The organism is Sphingobium sp. TA15 (assembly GCF_037101235.1).
GTDB lineage: Bacteria > Pseudomonadota > Alphaproteobacteria > Sphingomonadales > Sphingomonadaceae > Sphingobium > Sphingobium indicum.
The window spans coordinates 2438919-2456909 of sequence record NZ_AP025355.1 but is presented as its reverse complement, the minus strand read 5'-3'; the positions used below and the strand labels follow the sequence as shown (position 1 = coordinate 2456909).

The window sequence follows — 17991 nt, the reverse complement described above, 5'->3', positions numbered from 1 at the left end:
ATATTTCATGAGATTTCCGCTTCCCGAGATTGATGAAATCTTTCGAGGGCGCGCTTATACGTCGTGCCGACGTGCTGCTTTAGCGGTAATTGGTATGTCGCCATGGCGATCTACCACTTCTCCGCCAAGATCATTTCCCGCGCCGCCGGTTCGTCGGCGCTGGCCGCTGCCGCCTATCGCTCGGCCTCCCGGCTCCATGACGAGCGGCTTGGCCGCCATCATGATTTCTCCAACAAGGCGGGCGTCGTCCACAGCGAAGTGTTGCTGCCCGATGGTGCGCCAGAAGAATGGCGTGATCGGGAAAAGCTTTGGAACGCTGTCGAAGCGGCAGAGCTGCGCAAGGACGCGCAGCTCGCTCGCGAGATCGAGTTTGCCATCCCGCGCGAGTTGGATAAGGCAGAAGGCATCCGCTTGGCGCGCGATTTCGTCCAACGGGAATTTGTCAGCCGTGGCATGATTGCCGACCTCAATGTCCATTGGGATGTTGCGCCCGACGGCAGTCCCAAGCCGCATGCCCATGTGATGCTGGGTTTGCGCACAGTGAGCGAAGAGGGCTTCGGCGCCAAGGTGCGCGACTGGAACCGGACGGAGCTTCTCACCCATTGGCGGGAAGCATGGGCAGAACATGCCAACCAGCGCCTGGCCGAACTCGATATCGATGCGCGCATCGATCATCGCAGCCTGGAGGTGCAGGGCATCGAGCTTGAGCCCCAGCACAAGATCGGCCCGGCCGCTTCGCGCATGGCGCTTGAGGGGCATGACAGTGAGCGGCTGGAAGAGCATTACGCCATCGCCCGGGCCAATGGCGAGAAGATCCTCGCCAACCCCGGCATCGCATTGGATGCGATCACTCACGGCCAAGCCACCTTCACCACCCGTGACCTTGCGATGTTCGTGCATCGCCACAGCGAAGGGAAAGAGCAGTTCGATGCGGTGATGGCGGTGGTGAAGGCATCGCCCGATCTTGTCGCGCTGGGCAGGGACGGGCGCGGCGATAAGCGCTTCACCTCGCGATCCATGCTGGAGACCGAACAGCGGCTCGAGCGGGCGACCGCCACGCTCGATGCGCGCCGCCATCATGGCGTCTCCGCGCGCCATGTCGAGCGCGCGCTGGCGCAGGCAGCGCAGCGGGGCATGAACCTCTCTACCGAGCAGCGCGGCGCGCTCGAACATGTGACCAGCGCCAATGGCCTCAGCAGCGTCATCGGCTATGCCGGGAGCGGCAAGAGCGCGATGCTGGGCGTGGCGCGTGAGGCGTGGGAGCAGGCAGGCTATGCTGTGCGGGGCGCGGCGCTGTCGGGCATCGCGGCGGAAAATCTGGAAGGCGGGTCGGGCATCACGTCGCGCACCATTGCTAGTCTCGAGCATCAATGGGGTCAGGGTCGTGAGTTGCTCACCGACCGTTCCATCCTTGTGATCGACGAGGCCGGGATGATTGGCACCCGGCAGATGGAGCGGGTGATCGCGCAAGCGGAGAAACGCGGCGCCAAGGTCGTGCTGGTCGGCGATCCCGAACAGCTTCAGGCAATTGAGGCAGGGGCCGCATTCCGCTCGGTTACCGAACGGCATGGCAGCGTGGAGATCACCTCCATCCGCCGCCAGAGTGAGGAATGGCAGCGCGAGGCCACCCGGTCACTCGCCACGGGTCGGACCGGCGAAGCGATCGCTGCCTATGAAGACGCCGGCCATGTCCATGCCGCCGCAACGCGCGATGACGCACGGCGCGCGTTGATCGAGCGCTGGAACAGGAATCGGGGACTCGACTCGCAAGCGAGCCGCATCATCCTCACCCATACCAATGACGAGGTGCATTCGCTCAATGAGGCGGCGCGCGACCGGTTACGCGCATCCGGCGCTCTGGGTGAGGAGGTCAGCCTGACAGTCGAGCGCGGAGAACGCAGCTTTGCTGTTGGCGATCGAATCATGTTCCTGCGCAACGAGCGCAGCCTGGGCGTCAAGAACGGCACTCTTGCCACCGTGCAGAGCGTCAACCAGTTGCGCATGACGGTGATGCTGGACGATGGCCGCGCCGTGGCATTCGATGTGAAGGATTATGCCGCCATCGATCATGGCTATGCCGCCACCATCCACAAGGCGCAGGGTATGACCGTCGACAATGTGCATGTGCTCGCCACGCCGGGACTGGATCGGCATGCCGCCTATGTCGCGCTCTCACGCCATCGCGGGTCGGTCGATTTGCATTATGGCCAGGATGATTTTGCCAATCGCGGCAATGCTCCCCTGAGCCCGGTCGAAGGGCTGGTGCGTGCCCTCAGCCGCGAGCGCGGTAAGGACATGGCGTCGGATTATGTCAGGTTGGAACAGGTCAACCATGCGCCAGCCCTCAAACGCGATATCTTTGCCGGCCTGAAGCTGAAATCCATTCCGGCTTTACCGGAGCCGGAAATCCATCCGCTCGACCGGGCGGTGGAGCGCTATGCAAGGCGGGTTCAGGACACGCTACGCATGCAGGACAAGGGCCTGGAGCCCTTGGCACATCAGCGCAAGGCCCTGGTTGAAGCTCGCGCAGCCCTGAACACCCTGCGCCCGGACGCAGCCCGCGATCTGCGTGCAGCCTTCACCCATGATCCGGCGCTGATTAGCGAGGCAGCCAGTGGCCGCACGGCCAATGCCGTCCGGCAGATGGTGGCGGAGGGTGAAGTTCGCATCGCTGAAAACCAGCGCGCCGATCGCTTCGTTGCACAATGGCAGGCGCAGGCGCGGCAGCTCAAGGCACTGGAGAAGAGTGGCGACCATGATGCAAGCTGGCGCATCCGGCAAGGAATGGAGAGCATGGCAAAAAGCCTCCATCGCGATCCGCAGCTCGAGTCGCTTCTGCGCGATCGCGTGAAGGAGCTCGGTCTCCCGTCTCATGGCGGCGCATCGCTGTCGCACGATCTCCAGGATTATCTCAGCCTCTCGCGCAGTCGCGGTCTGGGACGTTAGGCAGGACACATGCCACATTCAGAACCCCAAGAAACCGATCCTGCCGAAGCTTTCGAGGGTGTGCGCCGCGAACTCAGCCTTCTCCACCGCGCGGTCCAGGGTCTCACCGCCGCCCGCGACAATATGCCCGACTACAGCGAGACGCTGGGCGGCATGGATCAGGCGCTTAAGGTGATTGGAGCACGCCTGAGGCAGATTGAGGAAAGCCCGGCGGTCCGCCTGCCGCCAGCGGCCATGGCGCAGGAGATCAACAAGGCTGCGCAAGCTGTGCGGGCGGAGGATCGCAAGGCATTGGATGAAGCGCGGAACGTCCTGTCCCGATCGCTCGGCCATCTCGACAGCATGATCGGGCGCGGCCGGGCATCCGACAAACAGTTCGAGCTTCTGTTGTGGGTGGGGATCAGCGCATTCCTCCTGGGCATGCTGCTCTGGTCGATCCTGCCCGGCGCGATCATCCGGTCCCTGCCGGAGAAATGGCATGCCCCGGAATGGATGGCGGCGCAGATGGTAGACAAACCCACCTTATGGGAAGCTGGCATGCGAATTATGGAAGCAGGCAATCTAACGTCCTGGCGGGCGGTCGGCGATGCCGTGGCGCTGTCACACGACAATCGGAAAGCCTTGGGCGATTGCAAAAGGGCCGCTCGGAAATCCGAGCGGCCTATAGGATGCACTATTGTCGTCGGCCATGGCGGCCAGTCTAATCTCCGATAAACTACCGCCACCCGCCACGGGCTGCGGCCAGGAAATTATCCCTTCGTTCAGCTAGAGCTTCAAATTTACCGAATGCAGCGGTGCCCCGACCGTCCCAGAAGCCAGCCATCGCCTCGCTCAACTGCGATGCGGCCTTGTTGATGGCTGCGTTCTGCGGAGTGCTGGTATCATAGCTCAGGGCAACGTCGCTGAACGAACCCACGGTGCCGTTCGTGCGGGTAAAGGAGCCGGTATTGACGGTAATGTTTTCGCCCCATTCCCAGTTCTGGTTGACCGCTTCGCCAGTCAGGTCAATCGAGGCGACCCCAGCCTTTTGAAGGGAGAGGATTTCCTTCTTGTCGACCTGGCCATTGCCGTTCTTGTCACGCCAGACCTTGAATCGGTCGAACTGATCGTCGGCGGACGACAAGATGCCATCGCCATCGCTGTCGAAAGCCCGCAAGCCATCAAGATCGGATTTGGCGCCCTCCTTGTCGCTGGTGAAGCTCAGTTCGCCGCCATTGGTGACGGTTCCATTGCCGTCGCGATCAATAAACAGTAAACCGTCATCCTTGCCAATCCAACCGGTCTGATCCCTCTGACCATCGCCGTCCCAATCGAAGCTAACCTTGGTGTTCCTATTATCGACCAGGGAAACACCATTGCCATTGAGGTCAAGAACGATCGGGGCTGCGAGGTTGAGCGAACCATCCCTGAATGAGACTGTCTCGATCCCCACCAAAGTATCGGTGCCGTCATTGCCGTCAAGTAAAGGTTGGCTGTCGACGATAGTGACGGTGCCGTTCGTCGTAACGACCGTGTAATCGGCCATAGCGCCAGAAAACACAGCCATGTCAGCGCCTGCTCCACCGTCAAGCCAGTCGTTACCGGCTCCGCCGGTGAGAATATCGCTTCCTGTCCCTGCTGATTGCGTTGCGAACAATTGAACGTTGTCGATCTGTCCACCTACGGCATCTCCCGCACCAATTCCTTGGAAGCGCAGGACGTTGTCACCATCAGCCGCGATCACATGAAGCTCGGTCGACCGCATCTGCCCTCCGAGATCGGTGATCGTCGCAAGCAACTGATCGTTCCAATAAACTTCGAAAAAGCCACTATCCGAGTTTCTGGGGTTACCATGGTCGAACGTCAGAGCCAGTGCCTGGCCGGCGGTTAAGCCGCCGATGGTCTGGCGAACATCCATATTGCTGCCCGCTTGGCCTGCATCGTCGAGATCGAGCAGGAACTGCCCATCGGTTGCGTAAGAGCCGTCATTGCCAGAATAAACCTGGTTGAAGCGTCCCACGTTCGTCTTCGTCCATCCGGGCATCGCATCCGACCAGACGCCCCAACCCTGATAGCTTGGATTGGGGCCAAGACTTTCAAAGCTGCCATTAACAATGAGGTTTGTACCGATTGGCAGCAGGCCGTCACCGAACAACATATCGTTATCGTCCCCGCCGTCGAGTTGATCATCGCCAGCTCCGCCATCGAGATAATCGGTTCCGGCACCGCCATAGAGCATGTCATTGCTTATGGTCTGTGCAGCTGTAGACATCCGGATGTTGTCCAGTGCGGCCCCCAAGCCATCTTCCGCACCGGTACCTTGGAACCGAAGCTCGTTATCGCCCGCGATCGCCGTGACAAGAATGTTCTCCGTCTGCATCTGCAAACTGGTATCTGTGATCGAAGCTACTTTCTGCCCATTCCAATAAACGTTAAAAAATCCACTAGCCGACTGCCGCGAATTGGCGTGATCAAAAGAGAGCAGCATTGTCTCTCCAGCGGTGAGACCACCGATCATCTGGCGGATATCCATGTTACCGCCGACCTGACCGGCGTCATCAAGATCCAGATAATATTGTCCTTCCGTCGATGGGATGCCGGAAAAGCCTGAGCTTGTTTGGTTATATCGACCTGGATTACTCTTGATCCAACCAGGTATCGCATCCAACCAGACACCCCACGACTGGTAGCTTGGATTGGTACCCTGCTCCTCGAAACTTCCATTGACGATTAGATTGGGTCCGGTCGAGCCAAGCCCGTCCCCGTAAAGCAGGTCGTTTCCATCATCACCATAAACCGTGTCATCCCCGGCCAGACCGACAATCCCGTCGTCGCCAGCAAAACCCCGCAGGATGTTTGCACCGCTGTTCCCGGTAATAGTGTCGTTCCCAGCTGTGGCGACAAAAGCAGCGATATTGCTCCGATCCCAAACTGTTCCATCTGCGAACTGGATTCGTTCGACTACGTCCCTGCTATCTGAATAAAAATGGTATTCGATCCAAATCTCCTGCCCGGTGGTCAAATCCTTGACATAGAGATGGTCTCCGGAACGGCGCAATTCTACATCGCTTGGATTAAGATCAACCAGCTTCAATGTGTCGGTATCGCTGGCTCCGGCATTATAGTCCCATATGTGATCGCTGCCGTCCCCAGAACGATAGACATAGGTGTCGTCGCCGGCTGCGCCCACGAGATAATCATCACCCTTTCCACCTTCGAAGGTGTTCGCAGTAGCATAGCCGGAAAGAGAATCATTTCCATCACCACCGCGGAACCATCCCGCCGCTAAAATCTGGCTGCGGTTCCAGATTGTACCATCAGCGAACTGGATCTCTTCAAGACCCCGCGATTCCACCAACTCATTCCAAAACTGATAGTCGATTGTCAAAACCTCACCGGTGGCATTTACCTTCATATAGCCCGTTGACGTTACGCGGCTAAAAGTCACATCGTCAGGATTAAGATCCAAGAGGACAAGGCGGTCTACATCTGTTGTAGTCGAGGGACTGTCCTCGATCCGGTCGCTCCCATCCCCAGACTGGTACACATATGTGTCACTGCCCGCGCCTCCGACGAGATGATCATTTCCTTCTTTTCCCAGAAGGGTATTCCCTTCAGAGTTGCCGTCGATACGTTCGCCCGCTGACGTGCCACGATACCAAGCCTCCTGCTTAATCCGGGCGAGATTCCAGACCGTGCCGTCCGCGAACTGGATATTCTCAACTGCATATGAGCCGGATGAGTGGAATTGGATTTCGACCCAGATTTGCTGCCCCGTCGTCAAATCCTTGACGTAAAGCTGATCCCCTGAACGGCGCAACTCCACGTCACCAGGATTGAGGTTCACCAGTTTCAGCGTGTCGCTGTCGGTAACTCCGCCATTATAATCCACAATGTGATCGTTGCCATCGCCCGAGGCATAGACATAGGTGTCGTTGCCTTGTCCGCCTCGAAGGAAGTCGTCCCCCTGCTTGCCTACGATAGTATCGGCAGCACCAGACCCATCGATCGTCTCAGCACCGGCTGTGCCCCTAATCCAAGCCTCCTGCTGAATACGTGCAAGGTTCCAGACCGTACCGTCAGCAAACTGGATATTCTCAACCGCATATGACCCGGATGAGTGGAATTGGATTTCGACCCAGATTTCCTGGCCGGTTGTCAGATCCTTAATGTAAAGCTGATCCCCCCAACGGCGCAATTCCACGTCACCGGGGTTGAGGTTGACCAGTTTCAGCGTGTCGCTGTCGGCAACGCCACCATTGTAATCCACGATATGGTCATTGCCGTCACCTGAGGCATAGACATAGGTATCATTGCCTTGTCCGCCCCGAAGGAAATCATTCTCCTGTTTGCCTACGATCGTATCGGCAGCACCAGACCCGTCGATCGTCTCGGCACCTACGGTCCCCCTGTACCACGCTTCTTGTTGGATCCGTGCGAGATCCCAGATCGTACCGTCAGCGAATTGGATATTTTCAATCGCGTATCGCGTGGATGAGTGGAACTGGATTTCGACCCAAATTTCCTGACCTGTCGTCAAATTCTTAACATAGAGCTGGTCCCCCGAGCGGCGCAACTCTACGTCACCGGGGTTGAGATCTATCAGCTTGAGCGTATCACTGTCGGCAACACCGTTGTTGTAGTCAACAATGTGGTCATTGCCGTCGCCAGAGGCATAGAGGTAGATGTCATCTCCCCCAGCGCCGAGGAGAAAATCATCCCCCCCATTACCCTGGATGGTATTTGGGGCGGATGTTCCGTCAATTCTTTCGCCCGCAGCTGTACCGCGTATCCGCGCCTCGCGCTGAATACGTGCTCGATCCCAGACTGTACCATCGGCGAACGCGATGCTGCCCAGTCCATATTGCGCACCCTGCGCCTCACCCCAAAACTGATAAGCAACGTTGAAAACTTCTCCAGTCGCCGTGATGGCGACCTTCAACTGATCGCCGCTACGAGTCAGACTGACTTCATCGGCGTTAAGACCGACCAATTGTAGGATGTCATTTCGTGCATAGCCCGAACCAGGATTAGTCAGCGTGTCGTTGCCATCACCTGCTCCAAATTTGAAGGTATGGCCGCCATTGCCCGACACGGTGAACGTATCATTACCCGTTCCCCCTACCAGAACGATTCCGCCGCCGGTGAGAGTCACAGAGTCATTGCCTCCCCCCGTCTCAAGCGTCAGTCCGTCCAAAACAACTGCCGAGAAATTGAGGATATCGTTGCTAGCCCCCCATTCAACAACGACATTCGCATAACCATTACCTGTCAGACGTTCTACCGAGGTGAGCGAAGACAGGACGATCCTGGTATTGTCTGCAGATGCACGAACCGTGTCGAAACCGTCACCGCCCGATATCGAATCAATCCCATTAGCTGTCCCGACATAATCGAAAATGTCGTCGCCGCCGTTACCCGAAAGCGTGTCATTACCTTGACCGCCTCGCACCGTTTCGGCCTGGTTCGTCCCGATGAAAATATCATCGCCGCCTTCCAGATCGATCCGGGATAGCCCGCTAACCGACAGCCCACTAAGATTGGTCGTTTCGGCAGCATCCGTACGCACAAGGACAACACCTGTGAACTGCCCGCCAGAAATGGCTTCGATATTCTGATAGGATGCCAGTCGAATAATAGCATTGTCTGCAGCGGCTTCGATCCGATCGACGCCTTCGCCCCCATCCACCACGTCGGCACCGGCTCCCTGCCCGACATAACGGATGATGTCATCGCCAGCGCCCGCATTGATGGTGTCGGCGCCCAGCGTGCCTGTCAGAATATCATTTCCTGCGCCAAGGTCGATCGAGACAATGCCGCTCAATTCTGCGGCAGAGAGATCGAGAACATCATTCTCGTCCGTCCCTTCAATCCGCACGTTGGCATGTCCATTTGCGGCGATCAGTTCGACATTCGCCAGACTGGACAAGCCAATGATGGTGTCGTCGGCCGCAGCTTCGATACGGTCATAGCCTTCGCCGCCATCGATCGTATCGATGCCCTCTTCGTCGCCTTCGACAATGAAGACATCGTCTCCACCTCGGCCTTCGAGAATATCGTTGCCGGCGCCACCTCGGATTCGATTGGCAACGTCACTACCCTTTATCCGGTCACTTCCAAGGCCGCCAACGACAGACTCTATGGATATGAGCGTCTCAGTGGGGGCAGTACCCGTCGACTGAATGATCGATGCCGTCCCGGCAGCCAGATCAATGTTCCAGCTATCGAGGGAGAAACTGTAGTCGGCCGTATCAAAGCCATTGCCTCCATCGAGCGTATCGACGCCTTGGTCACCGGAGAGAATGTCGTCGCCCTCGCCCCCGTAGAGGACATCGTTGCCGATACCGCCAAAGAGAATGTCATTGCCATCGGAACCGGCAAGAATGTCATTGCCCTTCCCGCCTTCGATGAAATCATTCCCTGCAAGGCCATCGATGCTGTCAGCAGAATCGCTGCCAACGAGATAGTCGGCATAGGGCGTCGCGGGTTGGGAGAGCAGTTGCTCGATAATCTTATCCCGATCCCAAACAGTCCCGTTCGCAAAACTGATCTTAGCAACGCCGGATCGTCCAGAAGAAGACAATTGGTCCTTGAGCACAACTCGGTCAGTGCCATTGGGCAAGGCTATAATCAGATCATCTGGCGCATCGATCGTCCGGTACAGGCGCAGCGATGCTGTGGCGATACCAGCTCCGAATACGAGCTTGTTAGCGGCACCGTCGCTCTCGATGATCGTGTCTTCCCCGTAGCCGAGCGCGAAATGATAGGTGTCGGCACCGCCGCGTCCGATCAGCGTATCATTGCCGGCGCCACCAGTCAGGGTATCAGCCGTCGCAAAGCCTTCGATCAGGTCATTGCCACTTGTGGCCTGGCCGGTCAGGGCCGCCTGTCGAACGTCAGCCATGCTATGGACGCTGCCGTCAGCAAATTTGAGGAACTGCACCCCGGCAAGGCCATCGACATCTGAGCCTTCCAGAGTGACTGACCCCACTTGTCCGGCAAAGCTGATGATCAGCGGTCCATCCACTGCATTGCGGGTGAGCCGTATATCTGCCAGCGTAATGCCCGGCCCAAAGCTCAAGACGTTACCCGTCGCTGCTGCCGAATCGGCACTGTCCGCCGAGTCAACAATGACGTCATTTCCGTCACCAGCGTTGTAGACGTAGATATCATTGCCCGCTCCGCCGACGAGCCGGTCATCTCCGGTTCCACCAGTCAAGGTATCGGCGAAATTCGAGCCGATCAGTAGATCGTTGCCGACCGTTCCCTGACCACCGCTCGCCTTCGCCAGGAGCGTTGCGCGGTCCCAGATCGCTCCATCTGCAAAACGTATCTCATCAATGCCGGTTTTGCCGCCGACGCGATTTTGATCGAGATAGACGATGCTCTGATCATCGATGTAGAGAATGATGTCATCCGTATCCGTCGGGGAGAACATGACAGCGACATCGCCGCTGTTGATCCCATCAAGGATCAGAACGTCGGTTGCAGCCGCTTCATCCGGATCGTAGATCGTATCGAAGCCATCCCCCCTGGCGAACCGATATGTGTCGGCTCCCATACCACCTCGCAGCGCATCATCGCCGCCCATGCCGCGGATCGTATCGGTTCCAGATGTTCCAACGATGGTATCATCGCCCATCGTAACCGCGACCTGTTGGCCACCGATGTTGTTAGATGTTCTGAGGTCGGTCAGCATCTGGGGAGTCCAGACGGAGCCATCGAAGAATTCGAAACGCTCTATCAGCGAACCACCTGCTTGACCAATGATGTATAACTGATCAGCTGTGCCCTTTATAGCAAGGGTGAGGCCGTTGCTGTCTCCATCTTGCTGTGCTTGCGTGAATTCGAGGTCGCCGGGCGCAATGCCGGCGCCGAAACGCACAGTGTCGCTGCCTCCCGAGTCCCAGATAGCGTCCCGACCGTCCCCGCGATTGAAGATGTAAATGTCATTCCCGTTGCCGCCTTCAAGTCGGTCGGAGCCCTTCCCCCCATCAAGCGTATCGTTGCCGTCCAATCCGGCGATTTCATCATCACCACCCATGCCGGACAGCGTGTCGTTAAAGGCCGTGCCGCGAACGATGTCATCACCCGCGGTCAGTACCTGACTATAGAGATGTTGCCTCAGATCCGCATCGGTCCATACCGTGCCATCGGCAAATTCAAATCGCTCGATCCGGTTAGCGCCGTTCTGGCCAACAAGATGCAGACGGTTGGTCGTCCCTGCTATGGACAACATGATGCCATCCACGTCGCCATCCTGCCTGACCTGGCTCAGGCGAATATCGCCAGCGGAAATACCGGCAGCGAATCTTACTGTGTCGGTGCCGCTGCTGTCCTGGAGGACATCCCAACCGTCGCCCAGATTGAAGAGATAGGTGTCGTTGCCGGCGCCGCCGCTCAGCCAGTCATCGCCCGAGCCGCCGGACAACTGATCATCACCATTGCCGCCATCGAGCCGGTCGTTGCCAGCACCGCCATCGAGTGTGTCGTTGCCATCCACACCGGCGATTTCATCATCACCACCCATGCCGGACAGCGTGTCGTTAAAGGCCGTGCCGCGAACGATGTCATCACCCGCGGTCAGTACCTGACTATAGAGATGTTGCCTCAGATCCGCATCGGTCCATACCGTGCCATCGGCAAATTCAAATCGCTCGATCCGGTTAGCGCCGTTCTGGCCAACAAGATGCAGACGGTTGGTCGTCCCTGCTATGGACAACATGATGCCATCCACGTCGCCATCCTGCCTGACCTGGCTCAGGCGAATATCGCCAGCGGAAATACCGGCAGCGAATCTTACTGTGTCGGTGCCGCTGCTGTCCTGGAGGACATCCCAACCGTCGCCCAGATTGAAGAGATAGGTGTCGTTGCCGGCGCCGCCGCTCAGCCAGTCATCGCCCGAGCCGCCGGACAACTGATCATCACCATTGCCGCCATCGAGCCGGTCGTTGCCAGCACCGCCATCGAGTGTGTCGTTGCCATCCACACCGGCGATTTCATCATCACCACCCATGCCGGACAGCGTGTCGTTAAAGGCCGTGCCGCGAACGATGTCATCACCCGCGGTCAGTACCTGACTATAGAGATGTTGCCTCAGATCCGCATCGGTCCATACCGTGCCATCGGCAAATTCAAATCGCTCGATCCGGTTAGCGCCGTTCTGGCCAACAAGATGCAGACGGTTGGTCGTCCCTGCTATGGACAACATGATGCCATCCACGTCGCCATCCTGCCTGACCTGGCTCAGGCGAATATCGCCAGCGGAAATACCGGCAGCGAATCTTACTGTGTCGGTGCCGCTGCTGTCCTGGAGGACATCCCAACCGTCGCCCAGATTGAAGAGATAGGTGTCGTTGCCGGCGCCGCCGCTCAGCCAGTCATCGCCCAGGCCGCCGGACAATATGTCATCGCCATTGCCGCCATCCAGCCGGTCGTTCCCAGCACCACCGTCGAGCGTGTCATTTCCATCCAACCCGCTAATCTCGTCGTCACCGCCCATGCCCAAAAGCGTGTTGTTAGATGCGGTTCCCTGGATGTTGTTTAAGGTGACCACCACGACCTGACTGTTGATCGTTGCGCGATCCCAGACGGTGCCATCGTCGAACACGAAGATTTCGATGCCCCAGCCATAATCGCCATAGCGTGTGCCGATAAACTGATCGTCGATCAGGATCGAGCCCGTGTCATTGGTGAAGGTGACGCGCAGATTGTTGCGATCCGCAGGGTCGCGAGACAGGATCACGTCGCTGGCGGATATGCCCGCTCCAAAACGCAGCGTGTTCGTACCGACCCAGGCAGGGTAGAAGGTCTCCGAATAATTGCTGTCCTCGATCCGGTCGTGACCATCGCCTAGATTCCACACATAGGTGTCCGAGCCGAAGCCACCGATCAGATTATCGTCGCCCGTCCCGCCCATCAGGGTATCGTTGCCGTTATTGGTCGTAATATAGTCATTCCCGGCTCCGCTCTCGACCACTTCATCAAACTGGATGCCGTCGAACCGATCAGAGAGGCTGGTCAGACTGCCGGGCTGCAACTGATTCATGATCGTCGCGCGATCCCAGACCGTGCCGTCATCGAAGACGAAAGTTTCGATGCCCCAGCCATAGTCGCCATAACGCGTGGCAATGAACTGATCGTCGATCAGGATAGAACCCGTGTCGTTCGTGAATGTGACGCGCAGATTGTTCCGGTCCGCAGGGTCGCGCGACAGGATCACGTCGCTCGCGGATATGCCCGCTCCAAAGCGTAGCGTGTTCGTGCCCGCCCAGGCAGGGTAGAAATACTCCGTGAAATTGCTGTCTTCGATACGGTCATGGCCATCGCCCAGATTCCAAACATAAGTGTCCGAGCCGAAGCCGCCGATCAGATTGTCGTTACCCAACCCACCGGCCAAGGTGTCGTCACCGTTGCCAGTAGCGATATGGTCGTCGCCCGCTCCGGCTGCGACCGTTTCCCCGAAATGGTTGCCATAGAAAGTGTCCGAAAGGCTGGTCAGACTGCCGGGCTGCAACTGATTCATGATCGTCGCGCGATCCCAGACCGTGCCGTCATCGAAGACGAAAGTTTCGATGCCCCAGCCATAGTCGCCATAACGCGTGGCAATGAACTGATCGTCGATCAGGATAGAACCCGTGTCGTTCGTGAATGTGACGCGCAGATTGTTCCGGTCCGCAGGGTCGCGCGACAGGATCACGTCGCTCGCGGATATGCCCGCTCCAAAGCGTAGCGTGTTCGTGCCCGCCCAGGCAGGGTAGAAATACTCCGTGAAATTGCTGTCTTCGATACGGTCATGGCCATCGCCCAGATTCCAAACATAAGTGTCCGAGCCGAAGCCGCCGATCAGATTGTCGTTACCCAACCCACCGGCCAAGGTGTCGTCACCGTTGCCAGTAGCGATATGGTCGTCGCCCGCTCCGGCTGCGACCGTTTCCCCGAAATGGTTGCCATAGAAAGTGTCCGAAAGGCTGGTCAGACTGCCGGGCTGCAACTGATTCATGATCGTCGCGCGATCCCAGACCGTGCCGTCATCGAAGACGAAAGTTTCGATGCCCCAGCCATAGTCGCCATAACGCGTGGCAATGAACTGATCGTCGATCAGGATAGAACCCGTGTCGTTCGTGAATGTGACGCGCAGATTGTTCCGGTCCGCAGGGTCGCGCGACAGGATCACGTCGCTCGCGGATATGCCCGCTCCAAAGCGTAGCGTGTTCGTGCCCGCCCAGGCAGGGTAGAAATACTCCGTGAAATTGCTGTCTTCGATACGGTCATGGCCATCGCCCAGATTCCAAACATAAGTGTCCAAGCCGAAGCCACCGATCAGATTGTCGTTACCTTTTCCACCGATCAGCGTGTCGTCGCCATTGCCGCTGGCAAAGCGATCGGACTGATCGAGACCGGTTTTTACATCTGCCCCTGCTGTAAAGGCGCCACCCAGCACCATTTGGTACAGGTCGCCGAGGGTCAGACTGGTACCGTCCGCGAATCGAAGCTCCTCAATGGAATTCACGCCTGAATCAATGTCTTGGTTTTTGAGGATTAACCGGTCGCCAGCGCTTCCGACATGCACGATCAAATCCTGGGATGCATCGGGATCCACCGTAACGGTAATATCAGCGAGCGCGATGCTGCTTGCAAAAGTAACGATGTCGAGATCGGACGCGAAACTCCTTTCGTCGATCGTGACCACTCCGTCACCTAGCGCGAACCGATAGCTGTCCGAACCATAGCCGCCCCTGAGTGTATCACCAGCGCCGCCCGATAGGGCGTCGTCATAGCGAGTACCATCGACACTCTCCGCGGTGCCCGAGCCGGAAATGATGCTACCAGCATTCTTGGCAAAGATCGCTTGGGCAGTTATTTGCCCGCGCGACCAGATCGTCGAACCGAAGTCGAAAAATTCGATGCCTGCGCGCGATGTTAACGCTGCGCCCCGGAGATCGATGCGGTCACCGCCTGCACCCAGAAGCATTGACATGTCGATGCTGGAAGAACTCGCGACCACTCCAACGTCAGTGGGAGCTATCCCATCGCCGAACTGAATGACGTCAATGTCGCCTTCGTCCGTACCAATATCAGATATCCGATCCGTGCCGTCACCAGCGCGGAAGATGATGGTATCGCTTCCTTTCCCACCCTCGATGAAATCCGATCCTTGGCCGCCTTCGAAATAATCATCACCGCCGAGACCGTACAGGCGGTCATTGCCAAGGCCACCCAAAAGCCAATCGGATCCACTGTCCATGGGATCGGCCGAAACGCCGTTTGAGCCTACGAGGCGATCATTACCCTCGCCCGCAATCAGTACGTTCCCGCTGCCGCCGCCAGCATCGAGAACGTCGTCACCTGCACCACCGAACAACCAATCGTCGAGCTTTCCGCCGACGAGAAGATCATTGCCGCCATCGCCAAAAAGATCATCACCAGTGTCGTCCGCAACAATCCGATCATCGCCATCGCCACCATGGAACACATTGGCGATATGATAAGCTGTACCGGCCGCAGCGCCGTCTCGCGCTCCTCCTGCATAGGCCGTGAGCACATCATCGCTCGCGCCTCCCTGGACGATCGTCTTCGATCCCGTGTCGATCGTATCCTCGAGCGCCGCCCCGTCGAGATACATGACACGCTCACCGTTCCCTTCACGGGAAGATGTTTCGAAGCGGAAGCCGACGTTGCGGGCGTCCACATTCCCTCGATCCAATAAATAGGAGAAACCGCCGTCCCAATCATGCTCGTTACGCTTTAGGAGGCCCAGTTCACTGGCACTCGCAAGCGCGATCAGCCAGTCAGTAGTGAACACCGAATCCGGCTCCGCTGCAATCAGCGCGTTGATGGACGCGGAATTCGCCAGATAGACTTTCAGCCGGTCCGCAACGGCAAAATTGCCGAGCAAAAGATCCAGGCCGAAATCCACATTGTTCGAGGATTTTCCGTCGTCCGCGGTTGCACCGTCGCCATTCGAACTGGTCACCGCCCCTCGCGCCATGGTGAGATAGAAAGCGCGCTTAGAATAGATATCGCCGCCGATAATCTCCATCTGCTGCGCTGCCTTCATGACCCCATATTCCACGAGATCGGAGGCCGTCGAGAACTTGATACGATTGTCGCTGGAAGTGCCATCGTTCCAATAAACGAAAGCCTTTTTGCGCATCCCGTAGGAACCCGCTTCGACGTCATCGCCGTTCAACAATTCCCCGCCGATCGAGGCCAAGATGCCGTTGAGGGTCGTTGCCGCAGTATTTCCCAGTTGACGCGCCACAGCGCGTTTACCGCCATCTTCCTTCCATACCGTTTCAACGCGGAACTGGCCTGTTGCCTCATCATAGCCAAGGATGGCACCTGACTTAGGTGCACCGGTGAAGACGCCTCCAATCAAACCGCCGATCAAATTGCCAAAGAACGCGCCAATTGCAGTACCGATAATTGTACTTGCGCCAATAGCTGCGCCGATCGCACTCCCAATCTGAGAGCCAATCTGTTCACCGACCTCGTCCCAATTCCCGATCTCAGAAGCGAGTTTATTACCAACGAAGCTCGCTCCAACATTGGCGAGGCCTCCTCCAACCCCATTAAAAGGATTAGCGTTAACGCCTGCTAGGTTCGATATTATAGTATTGAGAGCTTGCCCTGCGGCAGTGTTTAGGATTTCTGCTGGAAGACCATCAATGCCTAAGACATCAATGAGTTGAGCTGTCAGGTACGAGCTAACCGCTCCAATTCCGGCCGCCTTGAGGTTTTGAAGAAGTTCTGTGTCTATTCCATCGAATGCGTGTTCCAGATTGTGAGATGTAGCTACGCCGCTATCGAACGCAATTGTATTGAGTACGTCGCCAAAGTTGGAAGAAATTGTATTTAGGATAGCTGACGAAACGACCTCGGTAAGGATGTCCCCACCCGCAACGAAACGCCCGAGTGTCCCGGATATAATTTGAGCCGCATCGACAAAGTCGATATTAATTGGAGAGTCGGTTAGCCGGATCGCCGTACCCGAGTTTGGATGTTGCTCGATGGTCAATGCACCGTCGACAACAGTCCTATCACCGGTGAAATCAAACGTGTTATTAGACAGATTCGCAGTATAAATCTGCTTGACAGATCTACCGAACTCATCTTGACTGGTTACCTGATAGACCGCATTTTTACTTCTTGGGTCATAGCTTATCGTCTTAAAATCATAAGACTGCGCTTCAATGTCACCTTGGGGAGACACCGTGACAACCACGCCTCTAGGGATCATCAACGAGTCATACATCCCTGAAGAATTTGTCGAACTACTAATAGCGCCTACTTGGAATATTATTCCACCAATGGAAAGTTCAGCGCTTCCTGCCTCTATGAACACCGAAGAGTCGTAATCTAACGTGATATTGAGGTTAGCACCACTGACTATGTTTCCATGCCCGGACAAGGACACCGAAGATCCATTATTGAGATAAAGGTATTGGCCTTTACTTGGATTAAAATTATCTGTTGTAGAATTCAGAAGAAAAGGTTCATCTGGAAGGTTTAACATCTCATTGTAGTAACTGACAATTTCCTGTGCTGCTTCAAAATCAGGACTTGTCTGAGAATAGAACCCTTCAGAAGAAATCCAGTTTCCGTTCAAATCCCTAAATTGAAGGGTTGCATGATCTAGTCTTGGCGCTTTCCCGCCAGCAAGTCCCCATATCTCCTCCATCTTTTCTGCGGATTGATTTACTAGACCATCCGCCTCCGAACCTCCTCCGAAAACGCTATCGGCCGCATGACCGTATTCGTGATGTATCACGTCTGCTAACGTATATTCATGCCATCCTCCGTCAGCACCAAGATATCTGACGTCGCCTTCCCAAAGCGCCTGAGCAAACCAAGGGGCTATAACAATTCGATTATAAAAACCATCGTACTCGGCAAAGGACCCAATTTTGTTTTCCTGAGGTTGGCCAGCCTTTCCGCCAATACCAATCGGTCGCCATTCGTACTTTTCAGCAAGAACGACCATAACTGATCCATCGACTCGATATGGCACTCCGAAGCCATCAATTTTCACTTCGGAATTGGCCAAGTTCCAATCTTGACCGA

General features: G+C 56.8%; 3 protein-coding genes. 2 read left to right on the top strand and 1 reads right to left on the bottom strand.

What is annotated here, in order from left to right; all coding sequences use genetic code 11:
• Nucleotides 1-102 precede the first annotated feature (102 nt).
• Nucleotides 103-2946, top strand: a complete 2844-nt coding sequence (gene traA / locus Sj15T_RS12215; RefSeq protein ID WP_013041277.1) for a Ti-type conjugative transfer relaxase TraA — start codon at nucleotides 103-105, stop codon at nucleotides 2944-2946.
• 9 nt (nucleotides 2947-2955) lie between these two features.
• A complete protein-coding gene (locus Sj15T_RS12210) occupies nucleotides 2956-3660 on the top strand; it encodes a DUF6118 family protein (protein WP_013041276.1) in 705 nt (234 codons plus the stop codon).
• A gap of 1 nt (nucleotide 3661) precedes the next feature.
• On the opposite strand, the gene Sj15T_RS12205 is transcribed toward Sj15T_RS12210, so the two are convergent.
• Nucleotides 3662-17974 (bottom strand): calcium-binding protein, encoded by a 14313-nt coding sequence (locus tag Sj15T_RS12205; RefSeq protein WP_253720664.1) that lies wholly within the window; start codon nucleotides 17972-17974, stop codon nucleotides 3662-3664.
• Between the last annotated feature and the right edge of the window lie 17 nt (nucleotides 17975-17991).

What these genes read in the sequence shown, in the direction of transcription:
- traA (WP_013041277.1), top strand. Translation starts at nt 103, where the DNA reads ATGGCGATCTACCACTTCTCCGCCAAGATCATTTCCCGCGCCGCCGGT.
- Sj15T_RS12210 (WP_013041276.1), top strand. Translation starts at nt 2,956, where the DNA reads ATGCCACATTCAGAACCCCAAGAAACCGATCCTGCCGAAGCTTTCGAG.